The organism is Serratia nevei (assembly GCF_037948395.1).
Lineage (GTDB): Bacteria > Pseudomonadota > Gammaproteobacteria > Enterobacterales > Enterobacteriaceae > Serratia > Serratia nevei.
Map to the genome: position 1 here is coordinate 2003989 of NZ_CP149940.1, position 22943 is coordinate 2026931.

A 22943-nucleotide genomic window follows, 5' to 3' on the forward strand; every position below is an offset into this window, starting at 1 on the left:
TGCACATGTCCGTAACGCTCACCACGCCGATTAAACGCGGCAACAGCGAGATCACCACTGTCACCATCACCGATACCATCAAGCAGGCCGGCTCATTGCGTGGCCTGCGCCTGGTCGACGTGCTCAACTTCGACTATGACGCCGTTTCAACGCTGCTAACGCGCGTTACCGCGCCGGCACTGACCGCCGCCGAGATCGCCACGCTGGATACCGGTGACTTTGTGGCGTTCATTGAAGAGATGACACCTTTTTTGACCAAAGCGGCGCCGTCCGTACCGAACGTGGCGGAGACGGGGAACAAGTAAGGGAACCGCTGTTTGTCAGCGTTGACGATCTCATCGCTGACGTTGCTGTAGTTTTTCACTGGCCGCCCTCCGAGATGTACGGCATGGAGCTGCGCGAGCTGATGGCATGGCGCCAGCGCGCCGCCATCCGCAGCGGCAACCATGACGATGATGAGGATGACCATGGATCTTAGTATTCGCGTCGCGTTCAACGCGATCGACAAGCTCACCCGCCCGGTTAAAGCCGCTAGCAAAGCTGTTAGCGGCTTGTCTGACTCCCTCAAGAAAACGCAAAACGCAGTTAAAGACCTGGACAAGCAAGCCGCCAGCTTTGACCGCCTGCGCTCGCAGGCCAACGACACTGCGCAGAAGATTAACCGTGCCAAGCGCGAGTTTAACGGGCTGAATCAGACCGTTCGAGAGGGCGGGCAACTGACCGACGCCCAGGCCGCGCACCTGGAAAACCTGCGCGGCAAGCTCACCCGACTGACGCAAACCTACAACCAGCAGACGGCCAAGCTGCGAGAGGCGGCCCAGGCGGTGCGGCAGCATGGGGTTAATCTGTCTGCCGGCAGCGGCGCGGTACAAAGCGCCATCCGTCGAACAGAGCAATACAACCAGCAGCTTGAGCGGGAGCGGCGGCAGTTGGCCGCCGTTACCCAGGCGCAAGCCGGCTACACCCGTGCTAAAGATGCTGCCGGCAAACTACGCGGCGCCGGCATGGGGATGGTTGCCGGGGCATCGGTTGCCGGGTATACCGGCGGCCGCTTCCTGGCGCCGGCCGTGGGATTCGATGCCGAAATGTCGCGGGTGCAGGCGCTGACGCGACTGGATAAAAGTTCGTCACAGCTGGCCGACCTGCGCGCCCAGGCGAAAAAGCTCGGCGCCGAAACGGCATTTACTACCCGCGACGCCGCCAGCGGGCAGGCGTTCCTGGCGATGGCCGGCTTTACGCCGCAGGCGATTCAGGCCGCGTTACCTGGCGTGCTCAACATGGCGCTGGCCGGTGGGATGGATCTCGGTGAGTCCGCGGATATCAGTTCGAACATCCTTTCACAGTTCCGCCTCGATCCAAAGGAGATGGATCGCGTCAGTGACGTGCTGACAGGGGCATTCACCCGAACCAACACCGATCTGCAGAACATCGGCGAGGCGATGAAGTACGCCGGTACGGGGTTATCTAATCTGGGCGTCAGCGTTGAGCAAACGACGGCGATGATCGGCGTGATGGCGAACGTGGGCCTGCGCGGCAGTATTGCGGGTACTGGGTTGCAAACCACGTTCTCACGTCTGGCCGCGCCAACGAAAAAAGCCAACGACGCGCTGAAAGAGCTTGGCGTCACCGTGGCCGACTCCACCGGCAAGATGCGGCCGGCCGAGGACGTTCTCACTGACCTTTACAAATCGATCAAGAAATACGGCGCCACCGATCAGCTCTCGTTCTTCAAGGATATCGCGGGCGAGGAAGCCGCGAAGTCCTTCCAGGCGCTGGTTTTATCTGCCGGCAGCGGTGAGTTGCAGAATCTGCTGGCCGACCTGAAGAAATCGCAGGGTGAGGCACTGAAGGCCGCCAAGGTGATGGCGGATAACCTCGGCGGTGACCTGAAGGAGCTGGACTCCGCCTGGGAGGGCTTTCGCATTCAGGTAGAAGAGACTGCCGACGGCCCGTTGCGCAAGCTGACGCAGGGGCTTAGTGAGGTGATCAATGCCGCCAGCCAGTGGGTAAAAGAAAACCCGCGGCTGGCGCAATCCATTCTGTTGACCGCCGGCGCCGTCACCGCCCTGGTGGCCGCGCTGGGGATCGCCAGCCTGGCGACCGGCTTGCTGATTGGGCCACTGGCTAAGCTGCGTTTGGGCTTCACATTGCTGACGGGTGGGCGCGGTCTGATGGGAACCGTCAGCGCGCTGCGGGGCTTCGTTGGCGCCGGCGGTAATGCCATGGCAAGGGTGAGCGGCTGGTCGCGTGTGCTGGCTTCGCTCTCTGGTGGCTTCCGTGGGCTGCTGGGTTCGCTGACGCCGCTGCGCAGCATGCTGATGGGCGTATTTATGGCGCCGTCGGCAGCGCTGGGTTCATTGGTGCGTGGTGTGATGGGGTTGGCGCTGCGGCTGACGGGCCTGTCTACGCTATGGGGCATTCTCACCGGCGCACTTTCAGCGCTGGGTGCTGCGCTGTCGTTCCTGCTGAGTCCGATCGGATTGATTGGTGCCGCCTTTGTCGCGGCCGGCGTGCTGATCTGGAAATATTGGGAGCCGATCAAGGCGTTCTTTGTTGGATTTGGTGCCGGCGTCATGTCGGCACTGGCGCCGCTGCGTGAAGCGTTTGCCCGTATTGCGCCGATCTTTGGCGTGATTGGTGACGCCCTCAGCAGCGTGTGGGACTGGTTTACCAAGCTGCTGACGCCGATGCAGACCAGCAAAGAGACGCTGGATAAATGCGCCAGCGCCGGCGAGACGTTCGGGCGGGTGTTCGGCACCGCGCTGCAGGTGCTGCTGTACCCGCTGTCAAAACTGATGGATGGCGTGGGCTGGCTGCTGGAGAAAATGGGCCTCATCCCTGATGGCATCGAGCAGGCCCGGCGCAAGGCCGAAGAGCTGCGCAACCAGCCCGCGATGTGGGAATGGGATCCGCAGCAGAAAAAAATGGTGAAGAAGGGGTGGAACTGGGCCGGCCCCGGTCTGCCGACTGGCCCGGCAACTGTCGATCCGAAGTTGGGCGGCTCGCCACCCCCGGCACTGACCGGCGACACGGGCACGCTACGCCGCCTTAACGAGATCGCCGGCAATACCAAGGCAACCGCCGACAATACCAACGCCACCAAACGCATCGGGCCGGGGGATATCGTCTTCAAAAATCTGCCGCGCGCGCTGGCGCTGCGTGGGGCGTACCAGGAAGCGCGGGTGATGCCGCAATCGGTGCCGCGTGTGGCTGCCGCTTCCGGCGGTGGGGTGCTCACTGTGCCGTCGGCGTCACAGCCGGCCGCGATGGCGCCCGTGTCCGCACCTAGCGGCGGTGGGCCCGTCTTCCAACTGGTGTTTAACGATGTCGGCCAGCGTTCGGATCAGGAGCTGGAACGGATGGTGCGCAGTGCGGTGCGCGATGCGATGGCCAGCACAGTCAGGGGTAACCGCGGGTCATTCCGCGATCGAGATTAACGGGAGTCAAAATTATGATGATGGTATTCGGGATGTTCGTTTTTACGCTGCGCACGGCGCCGTATCAGCAGCTGCGCCATTCGCAGGACTGGCGCCACGTCAAGAACGATCGCATTAACCAGTCTGCCGGCTGGCAGTATATCGGGGCAGGGGATGACAGTATCACGCTTGACGGCGTGCTCTACCCGGAGATCACGGGCGGCAATCTGTCGCTGTCGAGCCTGGAAACGATCGGCTTCACCGGCCGGCCCTGGCCGCTGATTGAGGGGGACGGGCGAATTTACGGCATGTACGTGATGACGCGGTTAGAACGGGGTAAGTCGGAGTTTGACCGCTATGGTAACCCGAAAAAAATCGAGTTCTCTATCAGCTTGAGCCGTGTCGACAGCGATTTTCGCGAGAAGCTGCAAACGACGTCGGCGAGTGATGTGCTCGGTGAGCTGCGAACCAGCGCCAGCCGGGCGATCAACTCGGTGACAAAATCGGTAAACGGTTTGTTCGGGTGAGGTATAGCGCGATCTGTCTGTACTCGATACCGGCAGATATAGACGGCGCCGGCTGTACTGCAGGAGAAGAAAAAGCCCCGAGCGGGGCTTTTTTTTGCTGCCGTGTCAGGCTACGCGGTGCCAAAGCATTTGCAGTTTATGGCGCTCGACAACGCTGAACGCCTGGCCCTGGCCTAGCGCTTCCGTTTGCGCCCAAACGGTGTGAGCGTGCGCCGGCACGGTGGCGGAGTGGATATGGTCTTCAGCCTCGCTGGTGTAGTTGCGCGTTCTGTGGTTGTCGTTGTCAGAGCCGACAATATAATCGCCATCCCACGCCTCGCCGGGCGCGGACATTCCTCCCTGGTGCCGGTGTCTACCTGCCGGTGTTGTTTGCAGCGTCTGCGCCTCTTGCCAGCTTGTGTTTCCCGACACATTCAGCACAGACTGTGGCAGGTTGGCGCGCGTGATGCTCACCGTATCGCTACCGCCCTGGGTGCCGACGTCGGAGCCGTCCGCTTTTGCCGTTCTGATCGTCAGGTGTTCGCCGGCGTACTCCCATGTTGACCACGGCCATTTAGTGTTTGGGTTCACGTTCTGATTGAACAGGCGCGATGAGCCGACAGGGTTGTCCTGTTCCCAGGCGTCGCGGATTGCGGTTTCTACTGCGTCTGCGATCGCCTTTTTCACGCTTTCGCCCAGCTCGCCGATCGCTTCGTCCGTGTAGTCCTTGGCCGCATCTTCCGCGCCCTTGACGTCCTCGGCGGTTGCCAAAATCACCGACGGATCGGCAATCAGCTCCACGTCGGCCGTGCTGCTGACTTTTAGTTGCATCCTGATTATCTGGAAACGCCCCGAACCCTCTGCCAGCAATGGCTTGTAGGTTTCTGGCATTTTGCCGACGGCGACGCATTCGCCATCGTCGGCGTACAGCGCCAGCTCGCGCAGCCAGAAGCCGCCGATCTGCGGTGGCATGATCATTTCAGCTTCGATGACGCTGGCGTCGCTGTCGGCGATCACCAGCTTATTCAGCATTCCCCGATACTGCTCGTTAATCAGGCCGGCATGGGCGGCGTTCGGCGAGGACAGTTGACCGCCTGCATCTCCGACGGCCATTTCCGCGATGGCGACCGGCGTTCCCGTCACCGCTGCATTCGCCAGGCGCTCTGCGCCAGCGGCAGTGATCAGCGTGAGAAACTTTTTATCAGCCATATTTCCACCGTGTTAGTTAACGAACTCGCCGCGCAAGCTCATGATGGTTTTCAGCATGTCGCGCTTTTCGGCTTGTTCCTCGGCAGTCAATACGCGGTTATAAACGGCAATGATACCTATGACACCGGACAATCCCATGTTTTGATTCGCGTTTACGCCGCCATTCAGCATAATCGGAAGGGGCGACTTTTTACGGGAGGTAATCTTAGCCGAGCGTTTTTCACCGCTCATGCGGGTCATTGCGATCTCTGTATTGGACACCGTTGCGGTGAAACGCGTCCAACCCCCAACAGCCCCGCCGTGCGTAATGCCTACAACGGCCTCACCAGTGTTACCTGTTCCCATTTGCAAAATCAGCTGACCATCTTCCTCAATGCGGAGTTGAATACCGCCGAACGGCGCGACACCTGGCGACAGGTTAGAAAAAATGCGCCCACTGGCAGTTGGTTTGTTCATATTGATACAGATCGCGAACGTCATTTCGTCTGTCTCGATAATGCCCGTATCAGCGCCATGCGCAGCGTCAGCAACGGTGATCATACCGCGCTGGGTAAATTCGTTCTCCGTCACCAAGTCGCGCGTGTTTCCGCTGGAGTCATATTTGTCCTGCATGCCGTAGGTTGCCAAACTTGAATCGTCATTCAGCAGCATTTCAGGCTCTGCCAATTCCAGATCGGCGGCATTAACAACGCCATCACAAATAATAATCATACTGCCTCCTGTTTTAATAAACCCATCTGGCCGACATGAATCTCGGCATTATTTGCCACGATGCTCAGCTTTAATTCAGTCACGTTTTGCGGAGCGACTAAGTCATAGCTATACGTTAAAAAACCGTCACTTGACTGATTCCATGGTCGAAGGCCGATAACGTTCGCTTTCTTGGCATCATTGGTTTCGAGAAAACAGCCTATTGAGCCGCTGGCTTCTGAGATGATTTTCACTTTAAAGCTGAAGTTTCTTTTTTCTCCCGGCGTAATTGGCACAATCTGAGATACGACCGCTCTGACTCCTGCACTGCCCTTAACGGCCAAAACGTTGCCCACGACCGCAGGATCGTTAACTAGCACTACATTGCCGCCTTCAACCTGCCAGCCTGTTGGCAGTCCGTTGTTGGTATCGAGAAACAGAGGATTGATGATGCTGTTTGGCCCGCCCTCGGTCACAGGGTTGGCGATTGCCAGTTGGGGATAGACCGGCATCGCCAGCGGAAACATCGCGGCTGCCAATGCTTTCCCCATGTGGAAGGCTCCCAGGGCGGTCGGGTGCGACGGGTCTGGAAGACCGTTGTCTAGCGTGCCGTTATACCCGGCTTTCCAGCCATCGGTCACAGGGTCGACTGTTGCCGCACGCATATCCACGAACGGGAAGCCCTGGGAGATTGCAAACGCGCGGGTAAAGCTGTTCACCGCGTTTTCCCTGTTTTTAAGCTGTGCATTAGCGTTGTTCTGTGCCGCCATTGAGCACACGATTGGGATGATCCCATTTTTCCTTAACTGGGTCAGAATGTAGCGAATGTTGTTTTTGATGGTATCGACAGAGAACAGAAACTGCCCTGAGCTATTTTTCTGAATAACGTCATTTCGTCCGCCCAGAAAAACAATAAATCGCGGTTTTGCAGCGATCGCTGGTTGTAAATGCACACGGATCATGTCTGCTGTTGTATACCCGCCCGTCGCCCACTGACCAACATAACGCAAGCGCCCCTGGCTGAACATTGAAGCCCATAAATGCCATGACTTTGCGTTGTAAACGGATGCCTGCACAATTCCATTTGCTGTCAGTGAGTCACCAAACCCTCCGAAGGTGTTTTCCAACAGCCCCATATGCGTTTCAAGCGGGATGCCGCGATATTCAAGCGTTGCATTCCCGTCATCTCTGGCGGCAAGCAGATGTTTCCCGCCCGTGACCAGATTAAACAGATACCCAGGACGGGCGCGGCGCAATGCCGACGGCCCGATAATCAGCTCGCGTAAGATATTCATGTAATCGGAGAAGGTTTTACCGGGCATCTCTTTTTCACCGTTCTCATTTATCGAGAACATGCTCGCCCCTTGGCGACTGACAAAGTCGACCGGCTTTCTTGTGCGAGGCATGGTCAGCAAGCCCCGTGTGCGCTTGTCGGTTGTTGACGCCAGCAGCTCGACGGCTTCAACGAATGCCGCCGTGACAATTTTCTTGCCGGTCGGTGTGGCGATGCCGTTCACATTCTCGTATTGCTCAACCCAATAATCGGTGATCTGGGAGTTAACGGAGAACAGCCGGCGGGTTTCGGTGCCGGCGTTGATCGCAGCCTGTGCCTCGTCGACACTGTCGTAAATCTTGGCATCGCTCATCACGGACGTGTTGAGCTTATCCACGTCATTTTTGAGCGATGCAGTGCGGTTTGCTAACTGCCGCGCCTGGATATTCGCCACACCATTTCGCCCACCGGAGACATCATCGCCGCGCTTGATTTGGTAGATCGAATCTTCCCACTTCGCTTCCTCTTGTAAGTCAGCCATTTCTTTCCCCGGAGTAGTGGTAACCGCTGCCGAAGCGCGGAATTCCGTTGTATTTAACGCTGTCGTCCGGCTCGTAGTCGGCCGGGTAAACAGTGACGATATCGCCGTCATGTACAGTGACGGCGGAATAGATAAAACCGCTAACCTTTGTCGCGATGTTCATTTGTGCCATGTGGCGACTGACCGGCTTGGCATCTGCCACCAGGCGATTTAATTCGGCCAGCGTTTTTTCAGTTAGTCCGACTTCGTTGACGTCGACCTCAAGCCGAAAGGTGCCCGGTTGATCGCCGGTGTCGAACCATTCGGCAAAGGTGGCTGAAAACCCCATGCTCTCAATCACCCGCCGCACGGCGGCGCGGGTGCCCTTGCGGCGGTGCTGCCAGTAGGATTGCTGGATCGCCGCTATCTTTTTCTCTGCCGGCCAGTTCTTGTCCCAGCGGTCGACAGACAGCGCCCAGGCCAGATACGGCAATAACTCAACCGGGCAGGCGGTCGGCGTCCAGAGCGTGCGCAGCGCGACGGTGATCGCCGACAGCCGCGCAGTGACCGTTTCGGTGTGGCGCATCCAGGCGCCGGCGGACGGAGGGAGAAGGGTGTTATTCATCCGTCCCGCCGTTCTCTACCGTGTAGCCAACGTTGCGTGCGGCTTGCGTGTCGGAGATCTGCAGGTCAGTCGCCGGCGAACGCAGCACCACACGCTGTACCCCCTGCACATGCAGCGAGGCGGAGATCGCCGACCTGGCGACGTCACGCCCGATCTTCTTGTCGTTGTCGGCCAAAAATCCACGCAGCGACGCCATGGCGGCGTTGATGATGGGTTCCGACTCCGGCCCCGGATACAAGAACAGCTCGGCATCAATCGAATAGTCGACAATATCCGCGCTGCGAACCGTCACGCGGTCGCCCAGCGGTCGGGCTTCTTCATCGTTAACCGCGGCCGTCACGGCGGCCAGCAGCTCGGGCGATGCGGTGCCGTCGCCGTCGGTCGACAGGATGGCGATCACCACCTCCGCCGGTGCCGGGCTGGTTGCCCTGGCGTCGGCAACCTTGCCGCTTGCACTGCGGGCGAAATATTCATATGCCGCCGACGGGCCGGCCACGCTCATACCCTCGAACGCGGATTGCGCGCGCAGGCGCAGGGCTTCGTCACTTTCCATCACCGCGTCGGACGTGTCCGTTTCCGGGGTGATCGTCAGGCGCTCGGTGTCGAGGTTGGCGGCCAGGTTGTCCAGGTCGGTGCCTTCGGCGTGGCTCAGTATGCAGGCGGCGGCCCCCTCGTTGATTCGCCGGCGCAACAGCAATTCGCGGTAGGCCATCGCCTGGGCGATCACGTTGAGCGGTTCAGACTCCAGCGACAGGGCGGCGGCAACCGACGCCTGCTGGTCAGCAGGGAAGGCGGCGATCATCACTGCCTTGACGTCAACGAGGATCGTCTCGAAGTCGAGCGGCTCGATGATCTGCGGCGATGGCAGCTGCGACAGGTCAATCGTTGGCATCGTTATGGCTCCTTAACTCAATCGTCCCGGTGCTTTTCTCCATGCTTTCCGTCAGCATGCCGGACATCTCGGCCGTGACGGCGCCGGTGGGTGAATAGTTGATGTTGATGGTGTCCAGCGCGAGGCGAGGCTCCCAGGCCGCCAGCGCGATCACGGTCGCGCTCATGAGCTGCAGGCGGGTGACGTCGTTTTGAGGGCTGTCGAGCAGGTCTGGCACCAGCGAACCGTAGTTACGGCGCATGACGCGCGAACCGATGGGCGTCAGCAGAATGTCATTGGCTGACTGCCAGACGTGATCCGCATCGGTCAACGTACCGGTGCCGCTGTTATTCATGCCGCGGTACTTCTCGCTCATCGGGTGCCCTCCGTCCAGTCGCCACCGCGCTGCACGCCGCCGTGGCCGTGATTGTCGACCTTCACGCCGTTCGACACGAAGGCGCCGCCGGTGTGATTGAAATCACCGTGCATCTCGCCGCCTTCGCTGACGTCGAATTGCCGGGTCTTCAGCAGGTTGGTGCATTCGACGACGGGCGAATCCAGGATCACTTTGGCCCCGGCCGTTAATTTGGCTGTTTTGATGCCGCTGACTTCCAGCGCGCCGGCGTCGGCGTCATAACGGAATCTGGCGCCGTCCGGGGCGGTGATCACCATCTCGTTACGCGAGCCGCCGGGGGCAGGGTGATCGTTGCTGTACAGGCTGCCGCCGATAATAGCCGTCTCCGGATTGCCGCCGATGCACAGCAGCCAGACCTGCTCGCCGAGCGACGGCGGCATCCAGATGTTGAATGCGCCGGCGCGCTGCGCATTCCAGCGCAGCCAGGTGGTATCTAACCCGCCGGTTGCGACGCGCACGCGCTTGTTGTCTTCGTCGATCGCCGTGACCACGCCAACGCGGATCAGGTTTTCCAGCAGGCGAATAAGTTCGGCCGCGTCCACTATTTCACCCCCAGCGAGTCAATGACCGAACGGGCGATCGCCATGCGGTCGGCTTTGGTTATCCCCAGCACCTCGCGGCGTGGGTAGGACGCCATCGTGCCGGACTTGTTCACCCTGTCGCGCAGGCCGTACTGGTGCGTGCGCGCAATACGGCCCGCAACGCCGGTAAAACCGACAGTGGCGCCGCCGGCATCGGCGCGCGCCTTCAGAAAGCGTGCGGTACGCAGCCGGCGAAACATCGGATCGGCCTTGGTGGTGTCCTTGCGCGTCTGGTTAAAGTTGATATCGAGGTAACGCTCGATATCCTCGCGATAGAAGGAGCGGACGGCGCCGCGGCCTTCATCGAAACCGGTCAGCATGCGGCCGCGGCTGCCCTTGGTTGCCCGCCAGTTTTTCAGGCGGCGGGTTTCGCCGTTCCAGATAAAGCCAATCCCGGCCTGTGAGCGCAGCACCTTGCGGCGGCGCTTCTCGAATTTTGAGCCGTCCGGGTTTTCCTGGCGTGCAATGCGCCGCGACTGGCTCTGGCGCAGCATGCGGCCGACCTCGCGCGCGGTGCGTATACGCCCGGCGGGGGACATGCCGCCGAGAATATCGGCGAACACCTGATCCAGCTCATGAAACAGCGCTGCATCGGTCATGGCACCAGCTCCCCGCCCCTCTCAGGATCGAACACGATTTGCCAGTCGCCGCCGTTGATGCGGGGCCTGTCTTCCGCCAGGTGCTGCGTAAGAAGCTTGCCATTTTGGCGTGTTACCATGACACACTCCCAAATTGGCACCTTCAGCAACAGGTCGGCAGTGTCGTCGTTTGCAATATCGGCTTCGAACTCAATGCTTTTGTTTTTATCCGGGTTCAATAGCAGGTCTGGCTGGTATTCCCATATCCATCCCAACAGTGGCAGCATCAGGTCATCTAGATCACCTGGATAGTTCATTACGAATACCTGGAGCGGATAAACGTACATAAACGAAGGTTCGCCGGTCGCCTGGATCTCGACATGCCCCTTTTCAACAAAAACGGTGAACAGCTCAGGGTTGGCCTTGCACCAGGTGTTGGCCGCGATCAGCGCGTCGCGTAGCAGTTCGGCTTTTTTCACTTCATCCCCCTGGCGATACGCCGTAGTTCGAGTTCTCGTATGGCCGCCTTGTCGGCGTTGCAGGTGTCCAGCGCATCCAGCAGCCGATCCGCCCAGGGCACCAGGCTGCCGTAGGTCATCGGTGACGGTGCTGCAGGTACATCAGTGTTTGCCGTCAGGCTGGCCGGCAAAGGCTCCTGAATAATCTGCGGCGCGGACTTCCGCGGCACGCTTTTGCAGGCTGTCAGCGACAGCAGAAGGCACAGGAGTAACGGCACACGTTTCGCCGGCCAGCGCAGTCTGGATGGTTTCACGTCGTTGCTCTCCATTGGTGCCGCGCTTCTCGCTCAGCTTCTTCATTCCGGCCTCAATCTCGCCGACGTCGGCACGCAGGGCGCGCACTTCGGCCAGCACATCCCCGGTTTGCTCGACGGCGCGCTCGGCAATATCGCGGCGCTGTTCGGCCAGTTCCCGCTGATGCTTCTGCCATCCCATCCCGGCCAGCGCCGTCAGAAACAGCAGGATCAATACCGCGGCCGCTTTCATTTGGCGCCCTTGAGTGCCGGGTCAGACAGGCACCAGGTTTTAAACTCTTCCCGACGGTTAACCAGCCCTTGCAGGCGCTTGCCGCCGGAGTTCACAAAGTCGGTCAGGCGCTGGCATACGCCGGGCCAGTTGCCCGCCTGCGCGTATTTCCACAGCGTGGTGCGCTGCTTTTTTCCCTGGCGATCGGTGAACCAACCGATCCCGGTGCACCCCACGTTGAAACTGACGTCGGTCAGCGCTTCAAACACGAATTGCGGGGCGGCGGCGCCGTTAAAGTTGCTGTTAATGCACTTTTCCGCGCGTACCAGGTCGTTTACCCAGCGCTCGGCGATCTCCGTTTCCGAGTACTGCCGATCCTCGACGCGGGTCGTTGAGCCCATGCCGATGGTCAGCACCCCGGCGGGGCAGTAGTAGGGCGTCTTGCGGCAGTCCTCATACTTCGCCATTTTTAACTGTGCTGCCTGGCTGGTGCGCACCTTCTCGGGCCACAGGGCACCGGCCAGCGCCACAATGGCGGCCACGCTGCAGGCGATAACGCTTTTTCGTCTCACCGGTGGCCCCCTTTCAGCTCGCTGATAAGCGCCTTCACATCCTGCCGGTTCTCGGCATCGCTGCGCACCGCGTCAACCAGCTGCGCCAGCAGGGCGTTGGTGGTCGCCTGGCTGCGCGCCACCCGGCGGCGGTGGATTTCGCCCAGCGCCGCGGCGATCAGGCCAATCACCAGCCCGCCGGTCGCCAGCCATTCGCGCTGCGTCATCATGCCGATGCCCATCAGCACGGTAGAGTAGGAGTAGATCACCCAGTTCCAGAGGCGGTCGATTACGTCCATAGCTGCACCGTCTCCTGTTGGGTTGAACGTTCGATCTCCGGCAGCTCGACCACCTGGCCGGCGGTCAAAAATATCTGTTCGGCGATCCCAGGATTGGCAGCCAGCACGATTTCGGTCACGCCTTGCGTGGTGCCGTAGTGTCGCTGGCACAGCAGATCCAGCGTGTCGCCCTGCATTGCTTGCACCTTCACTAAAATGCCTCCGCAAAATTGCGCACTTCGTCGCGAATATCGGCGATAGCCCAGCGGGCATCGCGCCACAGATCTGCCGCCTGCAGCGTCAACCCGGCGGCGCGTTTCTCGCCGGCGTCGCCGGTGGTGTCGACGTCGCGATAGTTTTCGATCAGCAGCGCGCGGGTGATGCTGAATACCGCGCGGCGGTAGCGGTGGATCTTCACGCTCACGTCATTGATTTGACGGGCTGGCACGGTCTCCAGCGACGCGAAGCCGGCTTTCAACTGGCTTGCTTGCCAGCCCGTCAGCTGGTCGATCACATGGCCTGTCGCTTCAATCGCGGCCTGCTTTAAGCGGGTGGTGGTCACCGCGCCGGTGATGCGCATCTCAAGGCGCACGTCCTTGAGCGCAATCGCGGGCCAGAAGGGGCCTGCTGTGATGGTCTCGCCGCCATCGTCGGTATCTGGCACATCGTCAGCGGCGGGGGTAACGGTACGCCCGGCAACAAGGCTCATGGCCCAATCTCCTCAAAAGGTGGCGGTGAGCGGGCGGGGAAAAGCACACGCGAAGCGCTGCAGATCTCCGCCCGCGCCGCCAGCGCACGGGGCGCAAGTCGTTTTATTCGGTGACGTCCTGCTTGGCTTTCTTACCGGCGGCCTTGTCGGCGGTTTTTTTAGCGGCTGATGGCTTACGCGCGGTGCTGCTGCGCTGCCGGTGCGGGGTGGCCGGTACAGTCGTTTTTGATGCTGCTGCAGCGTCGGTTGTTGTCGCGGTGCCGGAGGTGTCGGCATCGTTATCGCCGGCGCCGCCAGTGTTCTGGCCGGCTTTTTTGACCTGGCGTGCCAGGCTCTCGATCGCTTTTTTCACACCGGCGTTGGCGTCCAGTTTCAGCGCCTGGCGCAGCAGTTCCAGCGCCTTCGCCTGGGTGGCATCATCGCCACCGCGCAAGGCAAAGCCGCGCGCCTTGAACAGCTTGGCGAGCACCACGTCAGGCATATCCTTGCCATCGACGATTTGCGCGAGCTCTTCCAGCACCTGCAGGTGTGCGGTCAAATCGGTGCTCTCGTCGGCCTTGACCTGCACCAGAATGGGATCGCAAAGCTCTTCCACGAGGGCCGTCGCCGCCGTGCGGTGGAACCGGTCAGGCATCGCGAGGTTGTGCTCGATGACATAGCGGCCGATACGCACCGCGAGCGGATAATCGCCGGCGTCAATCGCCCAGATCATCAGGGTGACGATGACCTCGTCCTGCCGGCCGCTATTGCCGTCGAGCGTGCCTTCGATCCAGCCTTCATAGTGCGGAAGCAGCTGCTTTTTCATCTCCGCTTTCGCCTGGTCGGACTGCACGCGTTTGAGTGCACTCTGATCCATGCGCAGGCGGTGAAGGATTTGTTCATGCGCGGTGCGGGCGGCTTCTGTGAACTCCTCGGTCTTACCGTGGCGTTCCGCCATCACGCGCTGAAAATGTCGTTGTGCCGGTGTCAGCATTGTCCTGTCCCCAAAGGGGGGCGGGCAGGTGCCCGCCCGGGTGATTAACCGCCGTTCTCAGGCTGCGCGAAGGTGATGCCGTCGATAAAGGCGACGTTGCCGTAGTCCTCGACCACGAAGTCATCGTTCGACGACTGGTAGGTCGCTACGCGGTTGTACTCCGGCTCTTCCTTGATGGTGCGGCGCAGGCTCCCGCGCTGGTAGTACACCGACAGGTTCTTAAACGGCGTGATCAGGATGCCGTTAACCGGGAAGTACGGCGCGATGAATGTCGGCATGTTCCCGACGCGCTCCTGCGCAACAATGAGCTGACCGGCCAACATTTCGGTGTTCGGGTTGGTCTGACTCATGGCGTTGATTGCCGGGAAATTGCTGCTGGTCAGCAGATCGCCGGCCAGGATCACAACGTTATCCGGGTTACGCTTGTGCCATTCGTCCATCAGGCTGTTTTTGGCGTCATAAACTGCTGACGTCAGGTTGCCGTAGGTGCCTTTGGCGATGATCTTGTTGTCGTCATCCCGCGAGGTGACCGTGATATCTGAGATAACGCGGTGTGACGCTTCCTTACGAATTTTTTCCAGCCAGCCGATACTGCAGTCCTGCAGCAGCGGGTTAGCGGCGCGGTTTGACGGATCGGCGTAGCTGGTGCCGTTGAAACCGATCATGATGCGGTCAAGCGACATCTGGCGCGCCATCGCGCTGCTGATCAGCGGCTGGAAGTTAGGCTGATGCGCCCAGGCGTCCAATTGCTCGTAGTTGAGGCCGTAGTCGTAGTTGACCTTGCGGCACATGTAGTTGTACGGCTCCATTTTGCTGTTATCGGCCGGGTTGCGGCGCGTGGTGGTGCTGTTGTTCACACCGGCCAGCGGGCCTTTGCTGCCGATCAGTACTTTCTGGCCGATCTGTTGGGTCACGCCGAAGACGTTAATCTTGCTCAGGAAAGAGTCGCTTTCCTGCGCGGCGGCTTCCAGCTTCTGCTGCACCGTCGGATCGACAGCGAATTTTGCCGCGACGGCGGCCGGCGATACGCGGTTTAGCTGGGCCTGCCGGCTGATGTACTGGTCGAACAGCTCGCGGGTAATGTTTTCCATGTTCGTTTCTCTTGTAGTGAATATCGATCAGGCGCTGGCTTAGTAGTCAGCCAACTGCGCGTTGCCACCACCGCCAGCCGGCGGGCGGCGGCTGAAGTTACCGTCCGTGGTTACAACCTTCTGCTGCATCGCAGCCAGGTCAGCGGTCAACTTCGCGATGGCCTGCTTGTTGCTGGCGCTTTCCTGCGCGGTGGCGCTGAACTGGTCGGTCAAATCGGCCTGCGACTGCGCCACGGCCTCTACCGCCTGATGCACCTGGCTGAAGCGTTCATCGTCGGTTTTCTTGCCCTTGCCGAGGATGCCCATGACGCGGGAGAACCACTCGTTGCCGGTGGTTGAGCGCGACTGGTCTGCCTGCATCAACTCAGCTTCGAAAGCCGCGGTGAACATCGTCGGTTCGGCATCTGCGGTGTTGAAGCGCATGATCTCCCCGCGCTTCTCTGCGGCGAATTTCAGCTTGTCAGTGCCCAGACTGGCCGGGGTGTCGGTCATCGCCAGGCCGACCAGGTACGGGCCGTTGGTCAGTGAAAACTTTGGATGGATCTCGACGCTGGAATAAATCTTCTTCCCGTCATCGGTCATGGTCTTCATGCGTGCCGTGGGCTCTATCTCTGCGTACAACGCCGCTTCGCCTGTCAGCGGGCCGTCAGAAATGTCTTCGGCGGACAGGGCCATCACGTCGCCCATGGCGCAGAAGGTGCTGTCCGGGAACGGGGAAAGGTAGTGCTCGATATTGACGCGGGCGCCATACACCGCCGGGTTATACGACGCCGCCATCGCATGGATCTGATCGCGGGTGACCTGACGGCCGTCGATAGTGACGCCGGAGGTCATAACGCGGAATTTCTTACGGGTGCTCGTTGTGCTTGCCATGTCTGCTTGCTCACGATTCTGTTGAGTTCCCGGTGATGATGGCAGGGCGCCCGGCCCCGTCTCAACGCGTTGTTGTTGTCGGAGAACGGCGACAGCCGGCACCGCGAGAAAGCCCCCGCGCGCGCGGGTTAACCTCCCCGGCAGGACATGGGGGAGACAATGACGGTTCAGGAAACATTCACTAGGCACCGCGCACGACAGCTTTACTGGCAGGGCTACCCGCCGGCGGAAATCGCGCGCCTGATGGGTATCAACCAGAACACGGTTTACGCCTGGAAGAAGCGCGACGAATGGGACGAAACGCCACCTATCCAGCGCGTCACCACCTCGATTGATGCGCGCCTGGTGCAGCTGACCTGCAAGGACAAGAAGAGCGGCGGCGACTTCAAGGAAATCGACCTGCTGACGCGCCAGCTGAAGAAGCTGGACAACGGCACGCCGGCCACCCAGCCGAAAAAGAAGGTGCGCAAGAAGCAAAACTTTTTCTCTGAATCGCAGATCGCGCAGCTGCGGCAGAACATCCTTGGATCGCTGCACTGGCACCAGCAAGGCTGGTATGACAATCACCACCACCGCAACCGGATGATCCTGAAGAGTCGCCAGGTGGGGGCGACCTGGTATTTTGCGCGCGAGGCGCTGATCCGCGCGTTATCTGATGATGCGAAGTACAAGCACCAGCTCAACCAGATCTTTCTGTCGGCCAGCCGCCGGCAGGCGTACCAGTTCCGCAGCTTCATTCGCTCGGCTGCGGCGGAGGTCGACGTCGAGCTGAAAGGCGGCGACATGATCCAGCTGTTCAACGGCGCGGAGCTGCATTTCCTCGGCACGTCTGCAGCGACGGCGCAGTCCTACACCGGCAACCTGTTCTTTGACGAGTTTTTCTGGGTGGGTCAGTTCGCGAACCTAAAGAAGGTGGCCGGCGCGATGGCGACGCTGAAAGGGCTTACGCGCACCTACTTCTCCACACCATCGGCGGAAAGTCATGAAGCGTACCCGTTTTGGACAGGGGAGGCGTTCAACAAGGGGCGCGCCAGCAGTAGCCGCGTGGAGTTCGACACGTCCTGGAAGACGCTGAACAGCGGGCTGATGTGCCCGGACAAGATCTGGCGCCAGATTGTCACGTTGCAGGACGCCATCGATCACGGCTGGGATTTGACCGATATCGATGAAATCCGTGACGAGAACAGCCCGGAGGAATATGACAACCTCTACGGCTGTCAGTTTATCCGCAACGGTGAATCGGCCTTTGACTACAACATGCTGCTGACCTGTGGCGCCGATGGTTATGACGACTGGCTCGACTGGAAACCTTACGCCATGCGGCCGCTGGCCGATCGACCGGTCTGGATTGGTTACGACCCGAACGGCGCCAGCGGGAAGGGTGACAGCGGGGGCATCTCCGTTAATGCCGTGCCGCTGGTTGCCGGTGGCAAGTTCCGCACCATCGAGACGCAGCGCATCCGCGGCATGGAGTTCGAGGCGCAGGCCAATCTGATCATTGGCATGCTGGATCGCTACAACGTGCAGCATATCGGCATTGACGGGCAGGGGATTGGTGAGGCGGTCTGGCAGTTGGTGAAGAAGAAGTTCCCGGCGGCGGTCTGCTACCAGTTCAACCCGGCCAGCAAGCGCATGCTGGTATTGAAGATGCAGCAACTGGTTCGCGGCGGTCGCTGGGAGTTCGACCGCGGGGAGCGTGACCTGATCACGGCATTCAGCGCGGTGCGCAAAGTGGTAACGCCTGGCGGGGTGATCACCTATGACACCGACCGCAGCCGCGGCGTCAGCCATGGCGACCTTGCCTGGGCGACGATGCTGGCCATTATCAACGAGCCGCTGGGACAAGATGGCGGCAGCACTATGACGGTTATGGAGTATTAACGTGAGCAAACGAAAAACAGCGCGGCCGCGCCAGCAGCCCGCCGCAGACACGCAGCTTGATCTGGCGACCGAGCTGCAAAAACTCCCTGGCCTGAGTACCTTCTCATTCGACGGCCCCTGGCCGGTCAGCTCGTCCTACGATTTGCTCGACTCGATGTACTGCGCTGACAACGGCCGTTACTACGACACGCCGATCAGTTGGTACGGTCTGGCACGCCAGTTCGGCCACGCCAGCTGGCACCAGTCGGCGCTGATATTCAAGCGTAACGTGCTGGCCGGTTGTTTCATCCCGCACAAGCTGCTGACGCGCCAGGCGTTCTCGGCCTTCGCCATGGATTGGGTGGTGTTCGGCAATGCCTATCTGGAGCTGCGCCGCAACGTGTTAGGCGGGCCGCTGGCACTGCACCACACGCTGGCGAAGTACACCCGCCGCGGCTCTGACCTGGATACTTACTGGTTTATCCAGGCGGGGCTTGATGATTATCAGTTTCCTACCGGCGCCGTCTGCCATGTGATCAACCCGGACATTCACCAGGAGATCTACGGCATGCCGGAGTACTTCGCGGGCCTGCTGTCCGCGAACCTTTCGCACTCGGCCGACACGTTCCGCAAGCTGTACTACGACAACGGCAGCCATGCCGGTTGCATCGTCTACGTCAACAGTGCCATCGCCGATCAGGAGAGCCTCGACAAGCTCAAGAAGACGCTGACCGACACGCGCCGCGGCGGGGCATTCAAAAACATCCTGCTGCACGCGCCTAACGGCGGTAAGGACTCGGTGCAGATCCTGCCGTTCAGCCAGATCTCAGCCAAGGATGAATTCCTGGGCGTCAAGTCCGCCACGCGTGACGATATCCTTGCCGCGCACCGCGTGCCGCCACAGCTGATGGGCGCCATGCCGGAAGGTAACGGCACCTTTGGCGACGTGGAGAAGGCGGCGCGGGTGTTCGCCATCAACGAGCTGACGCCCATCATGGAAGCCATGAAGCACGTCAACGACTGGATGGGGGAGGAGGTGATCCGCTTTAACCCGTATGCACTGCTCGATGTAGAGTAACCCCGGCGCTGCAGCAAGGCCGCCGCTGTCTATGGCGGCCATCCCCCGACAAGTAGCCCCATCACGCGCCACGCCCATCACTTCGAACTGCTCCCCACCGCCAGCCGCGCTATGCGGGCCGCTGGCGCGTTAACGCCTGTTCATCACCTCAATAGCACCATGACGGCGAGAGCCTCACAGTGGCCCATTCAGGCAACACACGCCCCCCTTCCCATACCCCAAAGCGCGCGCTTGCTCCCCCGCCTCGCCTGCGCGCCTCACACCCTCTTTTTTGTGCAAGATCCAAAGTAGATCGAACCCGCGCCAGCACTGGCGCAGGTTCGCAATGGGGGAGATCGAATTATTGTGCAAAATTGTGCAGAACTGTGCGGTCAGTATTAGTTTTTTATTTCATATATTTCTGTGAAGTACTATTTTAAGCCATGAGTGTTCAGACGCACCATTATATACACATACAAAGTATAAGGGTGCTAATAATTATATAGTGAGGGGTTCATGCGTATTGAGTCATTGAAATTGATAGGTTTTAGAAACTATTCAAATGCGTTAGTTAACTTTGCGGCTAATACGCTTGTGATTGGTTCAAATGATATAGGTAAAACCAATATGATTCATGCATTAAGAATTCTATTGGATAAAAGCTTGTCTGAGTTAGATATAGAACCTAAAGAAATGGACTTCCATATTGATAAGAATGGAGGACAATCTAATGAAATTGAAATAATGATAACATTTTGCGAGGTCAATGAAGATGCAATTGTTTCATTATTAAAAGGACATATAAGTGATGAGGGTAAAACAGTAATTCATTACAAGGCAATTCGTGATGACCTGACCTTTGAGATATCAATAGGTCAATCGGCTGATGATTTGGAGGTGATTAATAGTAGGTATTACCTGAAACATATAAACATGAAATATATTCATTCACAACGTGACCTTGAAAAGTTCATTCAGAGGGAGAAAAAATATTTATTGAAGATATCTAATGAAAATCTTGAGGAAAAAGAACGACTGGAGGACCAAAGAAGAGTAGCGATTATATCTAGAATGCTGAGTAGGGTTAATAGAAGTGTTGGGCAATTAAATTATGTTTCTGAGGCGACTAAGAATGTAAACTTAGAATTAAGCAAGCTAGCTCATCATAATGTTGGGTATTCAGTCCATCTCGGAGCTGGGGCAATACAAGTTAATTCCTTTATTGATAAACTAGATTTAGGGGCGAATTCTAATGGCGGTGAGGTAATGCTGGGAGGGGATGGGCGCAATAATCAAATCCTACTAGCCTTGTGGAAAGCCAAAAGTATCCAAGAACATGATATAGATAATGAGGTTGTTATTTATTGTGTTGAGGAGCCTGAAGCACATTTACACCCTCATCAACAAAGAAAACTTGCTGACTATCTTTATAATGAGCTCCCTGGCCAATCTATCATCACTACACATTCGCCACAAATAACATCGCAATATAAGCCGGACTCGATTATTAGATTGTTAAATGATGATGGTGCGACGAGGGCCGCTAGCCAAGGATGCTCTGATTGTATTTCAGATGCATGGGATGCAATGGGGTATAGGATGAGTATTCTACCTTCAGAAGCGTTCTTTTCAAGTGCTGTTTTACTTGTGGAAGGACCATCTGAAAGAATGTTTTATACACAAATAGCTAAAGACTTTGATATAGAGTTAGACCACTTAAACATATCAATACTTTCTGTTGATGGCGTGCAATTTGAAGTGTATAAAAAGATTCTTGACGCAATGGAAATACCATGGGTTATGCGCACTGATAATGATGTTTCGAAAATTACTGTAGGTGGGGAGTCATACTCTAACTTTGCTGGTATTAATAGGTGTTATAAAATAGCGGGGGAGGAACTATTAGAGCATGGTAGAGCAGGGTTATGTGCAAGTGATACTGTCGAAAATGGCCTTTGGAATGAAGCGTCTCAAAAATTAAATATTAAAGGTATTTTCCTTTCAAAGGTGGATCTTGAAAGTGACTTGGCGGATGAGTTGCCTGACTTAGTCTGTGAGTACAGTGGCAGAGGCACAGATCTTTCCTCTGCAATAAAATATCTACAAGATAAGAAGGCAATCAGGATGAGGGAGTTTTTAAACCTCACACAAGGTAGGAGACAGCGGCTAAACGACGGTGAGTTAATTAAACCAATCTTGAAATGCAGACAATTTGTCACTGGAGTTTAACCTATGGACTTAAAATATACAGCAGAACAAGATGCGGCCATTAATTACAATGAAAGCATGGTTGTAACAGCGTGCCCTGGAAGTGGAAAAACGACTGTCATTGTAGAGAAAATAAGACGCATAATCCCTACACTTAGAGACTATCAGGGGGTTATTGCAATAACTTTTACAGTTAAAGCCAGTGATGAGTTGAAAAGTCGATGCAAAAAGAATGCATTCAACACCAAACAAACCTTTTTTGGCACTATAGACAGTTTTTGTTTCAAAGAGATTATACATCCATTTATCTCGAGGGTTTGGGGTAAAAGTGATAAAGATATTCAGACTGTATATAATGATGACCTAGAGGAAGAGGATAAGGATGCATATGCCGATATTACGTCAAGTGTACTAACTACAGAAGCGTTTACAGCTGATATTATCGATCGGCTCAAGGCTTTATATAAAAAAGGATGGTTACTAATGAGTTCGGTTGGTGTGATAGCTAACCATATAATTGAAAATTCTGAATCTTGCCGAAAGTATCTTTCTGTTAAGTATAAAGGAGTTTTTGTTGATGAGTACCAAGACTCTTCGGAGCCACAGCACAAATTGTTTTTAAAGTTAGTTGACTTGGGAATGATTGGTACTGCTGTAGGCGATGAAGATCAATCTATCTATGAATTTCGTGGTGGTAACCCGGAATTTGTAGAGGATTTGAAAAAAGTAGGAAGCGGATTTGCAAGCTTTAACATGACCGTTAATCATAGATGTCATCCTTCTATAAGTAATTACGCTAGGAGACTTTTTGATGATAAGTGTGCATTAATTCAGACTGATGAAATCATGGTGCGTCGTTATAACATCAAGGGGAATCAAACTGATGTAGCAAAGCAAATATCTAAGTGGATACCAAATGCGAAAGAAAAGTTTGATATAAAAAACAATATTGATATCGCTATTTTAGTCAGGAATAACACCTCGTTAGGATATGTTTCTCAAGGGTTGCAAGTTCCACATAGAGTATACGAAGACAATCCATTGGCAAGTTATAGTGATGTTTTTTCTAAGTTATTTACTGGGTTGTTACATTACAGGTATAATGAGAAAATTACTTCGCAGGAGATTATTTCAGACTATATTAAATCATATTTTAGTGAGAGGAAATGCAGAGATTTTCGACGTGTAATAAAGCAGGTTAGGCGTGCACGTGCGTCTGATGAGGATTTAATAAATTCCATGCAAAGCGTGTCTTGTAGTGTTTATGGTGTACCTGCCCCCCAAAAGATTGTTCAGGCATTAAAAACAATACTATCTACACCATCAATAAAGAAACAGTTTGAAATCAAAGACGAAAATGAAATTCAGGTTATGACTTTACATAAAGCAAAAGGATTAGAGTTTGATCTAGTGTTTCATTTAGATCTATATGAGTGGGTATTCCCTTGGCGTAAACCCACTGATAATTTTGATGACCCTCCTTTGTATCCATCCTGGAAGCAGGAATTAGATTTACATTATGTCGGCATAACAAGAGCAAAAAAATTGTGTGTATTGATGACATCAACTTCACGAATAAAAGATGGGGGGCTTAAAAAGGGGCAGCCATCTAGATTTTTTGAATTACCAGGGTTAAAAGGCCTTTACTTGGCTAAGTAAGAAGATAAAACGATCAT

26 protein-coding genes are annotated in these 22943 nt (G+C 56.8%); 8 read left to right on the top strand and 18 right to left on the bottom strand.

Annotated features, from left to right (window positions below; genetic code table 11):
- Nucleotides 1-5: 5 nt before the first annotated feature.
- The 4 genes from V8N38_RS09565 to V8N38_RS09580 all read left to right on the top strand — a co-directional run bounded on the left by V8N38_RS09565 (nt 6) and on the right by V8N38_RS09580 (nt 3943).
- Complete coding sequence (locus V8N38_RS09565; protein ID WP_046687325.1) at nt 6-305, top strand: hypothetical protein; 300 nt, start codon at nt 6-8, stop codon at nt 303-305.
- Between the two features lie 83 nt (nt 306-388).
- A complete protein-coding gene (locus V8N38_RS09570; protein WP_238560252.1) occupies nt 389-478 on the top strand; it encodes a GpE family phage tail protein in 90 nt (29 codons plus the stop codon).
- Nucleotides 468-3437: a phage tail tape measure protein gene (locus V8N38_RS09575; RefSeq protein WP_147839464.1), complete on the top strand. Its 2970-nt coding sequence runs from the start codon at nt 468-470 to the stop codon at nt 3435-3437. Before V8N38_RS09570 ends, V8N38_RS09575 begins: the two co-directional genes overlap by 11 nt.
- Before the next feature lie 14 nt (nt 3438-3451).
- A complete protein-coding gene (locus tag V8N38_RS09580) occupies nt 3452-3943 on the top strand; it encodes a phage tail protein (RefSeq protein WP_048233367.1) in 492 nt (163 codons plus the stop codon).
- A gap of 105 nt (nt 3944-4048) precedes the next feature.
- Here the strand turns inward: V8N38_RS09580 and V8N38_RS09585 are convergent, their stop codons facing one another.
- The 18 genes from V8N38_RS09585 to V8N38_RS09670 all read right to left on the bottom strand — a co-directional run bounded on the left by V8N38_RS09585 (nt 4049) and on the right by V8N38_RS09670 (nt 16142).
- Nucleotides 4049-5131 (bottom strand): phage tail protein, encoded by a 1083-nt coding sequence (locus tag V8N38_RS09585; RefSeq protein ID WP_147839463.1) that lies wholly within the window; start codon nt 5129-5131, stop codon nt 4049-4051.
- Between the two features lie 12 nt (nt 5132-5143).
- On the bottom strand, nt 5144-5842 hold the full coding sequence (locus tag V8N38_RS09590) for a LamG-like jellyroll fold domain-containing protein (RefSeq protein WP_147839462.1): 699 nt from the start codon (nt 5840-5842) through the stop codon (nt 5144-5146).
- On the bottom strand, nt 5839-7635 hold the full coding sequence (locus tag V8N38_RS09595) for a GDSL-type esterase/lipase family protein (protein ID WP_244951295.1): 1797 nt from the start codon (nt 7633-7635) through the stop codon (nt 5839-5841). The genes V8N38_RS09590 and V8N38_RS09595 overlap by 4 nt, the downstream gene beginning before the upstream one ends.
- A complete protein-coding gene (locus V8N38_RS09600) occupies nt 7628-8239 on the bottom strand; it encodes a phage tail protein I (protein ID WP_147839460.1) in 612 nt (203 codons plus the stop codon). Before V8N38_RS09600 ends, V8N38_RS09595 begins: the two co-directional genes overlap by 8 nt.
- Nucleotides 8232-9131, bottom strand: coding sequence for a baseplate J/gp47 family protein (locus tag V8N38_RS09605; protein WP_147839459.1), 900 nt, complete (start codon nt 9129-9131; stop codon nt 8232-8234). Before V8N38_RS09605 ends, V8N38_RS09600 begins: the two co-directional genes overlap by 8 nt.
- Complete coding sequence (locus V8N38_RS09610; RefSeq protein ID WP_147839458.1) at nt 9118-9486, bottom strand: GPW/gp25 family protein; 369 nt, start codon at nt 9484-9486, stop codon at nt 9118-9120. Before V8N38_RS09610 ends, V8N38_RS09605 begins: the two co-directional genes overlap by 14 nt.
- On the bottom strand, nt 9483-10067 hold the full coding sequence (locus V8N38_RS09615; RefSeq protein ID WP_147839457.1) for a phage baseplate assembly protein V: 585 nt from the start codon (nt 10065-10067) through the stop codon (nt 9483-9485). Before V8N38_RS09615 ends, V8N38_RS09610 begins: the two co-directional genes overlap by 4 nt.
- A complete protein-coding gene (locus tag V8N38_RS09620) occupies nt 10067-10705 on the bottom strand; it encodes a phage virion morphogenesis protein (RefSeq protein WP_147839456.1) in 639 nt (212 codons plus the stop codon). Before V8N38_RS09620 ends, V8N38_RS09615 begins: the two co-directional genes overlap by 1 nt.
- Nucleotides 10702-11163 (bottom strand): phage tail protein, encoded by a 462-nt coding sequence (locus tag V8N38_RS09625; RefSeq protein ID WP_147839455.1) that lies wholly within the window; start codon nt 11161-11163, stop codon nt 10702-10704. Before V8N38_RS09625 ends, V8N38_RS09620 begins: the two co-directional genes overlap by 4 nt.
- A complete protein-coding gene (locus V8N38_RS09630) occupies nt 11160-11282 on the bottom strand; it encodes a hypothetical protein (protein WP_280525114.1) in 123 nt (40 codons plus the stop codon). The genes V8N38_RS09625 and V8N38_RS09630 overlap by 4 nt, the downstream gene beginning before the upstream one ends.
- A gap of 22 nt (nt 11283-11304) precedes the next feature.
- Nucleotides 11305-11688 carry a DUF2570 domain-containing protein gene (locus V8N38_RS09635; RefSeq protein ID WP_147839454.1) on the bottom strand — a complete coding sequence of 128 codons (384 nt, stop codon included), beginning with the start codon at nt 11686-11688 and terminating at the stop codon, nt 11305-11307.
- The gene (locus V8N38_RS09640) at nt 11685-12239 is read right to left on the bottom strand and encodes a lysozyme (protein ID WP_147839453.1); all 555 of its coding nucleotides are present in this window, start codon (nt 12237-12239) and stop codon (nt 11685-11687) included. The genes V8N38_RS09635 and V8N38_RS09640 overlap by 4 nt, the downstream gene beginning before the upstream one ends.
- Nucleotides 12236-12517, bottom strand: coding sequence for a hypothetical protein (locus V8N38_RS09645; RefSeq protein WP_046687313.1), 282 nt, complete (start codon nt 12515-12517; stop codon nt 12236-12238). Before V8N38_RS09645 ends, V8N38_RS09640 begins: the two co-directional genes overlap by 4 nt.
- Nucleotides 12508-12708 carry a tail protein X gene (locus V8N38_RS09650; protein ID WP_033640714.1) on the bottom strand — a complete coding sequence of 67 codons (201 nt, stop codon included), beginning with the start codon at nt 12706-12708 and terminating at the stop codon, nt 12508-12510. Before V8N38_RS09650 ends, V8N38_RS09645 begins: the two co-directional genes overlap by 10 nt.
- Nucleotides 12708-13205, bottom strand: coding sequence for a head completion/stabilization protein (locus tag V8N38_RS09655; protein ID WP_049200210.1), 498 nt, complete (start codon nt 13203-13205; stop codon nt 12708-12710). The genes V8N38_RS09650 and V8N38_RS09655 overlap by 1 nt, the downstream gene beginning before the upstream one ends.
- Nucleotides 13206-13308: 103 nt before the next feature.
- Entirely contained in the window at nt 13309-14178 is an 870-nt protein-coding gene (gene gpM / locus V8N38_RS09660; RefSeq protein WP_147839452.1) for a phage terminase small subunit, read from the bottom strand.
- 44 nt (nt 14179-14222) lie between these two features.
- Nucleotides 14223-15269 (bottom strand): phage major capsid protein, P2 family, encoded by a 1047-nt coding sequence (locus tag V8N38_RS09665; protein WP_147839451.1) that lies wholly within the window; start codon nt 15267-15269, stop codon nt 14223-14225.
- Nucleotides 15270-15308: 39 nt separating this feature from the next.
- Nucleotides 15309-16142, bottom strand: coding sequence for a GPO family capsid scaffolding protein (locus V8N38_RS09670; protein ID WP_079449393.1), 834 nt, complete (start codon nt 16140-16142; stop codon nt 15309-15311).
- A gap of 159 nt (nt 16143-16301) precedes the next feature.
- Between V8N38_RS09670 and V8N38_RS09675 the strand changes: the two genes are divergently transcribed.
- From V8N38_RS09675 to V8N38_RS09690, 4 genes are all read left to right on the top strand, one after another.
- Nucleotides 16302-18023 carry a terminase large subunit domain-containing protein gene (locus tag V8N38_RS09675; protein ID WP_147839450.1) on the top strand — a complete coding sequence of 574 codons (1722 nt, stop codon included), beginning with the start codon at nt 16302-16304 and terminating at the stop codon, nt 18021-18023.
- Nucleotide 18024: 1 nt separating this feature from the next.
- Nucleotides 18025-19080: a phage portal protein gene (locus V8N38_RS09680; protein WP_147839449.1), complete on the top strand. Its 1056-nt coding sequence runs from the start codon at nt 18025-18027 to the stop codon at nt 19078-19080.
- 495 nt (nt 19081-19575) lie between these two features.
- Nucleotides 19576-21288: an ATP-dependent nuclease gene (locus V8N38_RS09685; RefSeq protein WP_147839448.1), complete on the top strand. Its 1713-nt coding sequence runs from the start codon at nt 19576-19578 to the stop codon at nt 21286-21288.
- Nucleotides 21289-21291: 3 nt separating this feature from the next.
- Nucleotides 21292-22926, top strand: coding sequence for a UvrD-helicase domain-containing protein (locus V8N38_RS09690; RefSeq protein ID WP_147839447.1), 1635 nt, complete (start codon nt 21292-21294; stop codon nt 22924-22926).
- Nucleotides 22927-22943: the final 17 nt, after the last annotated feature.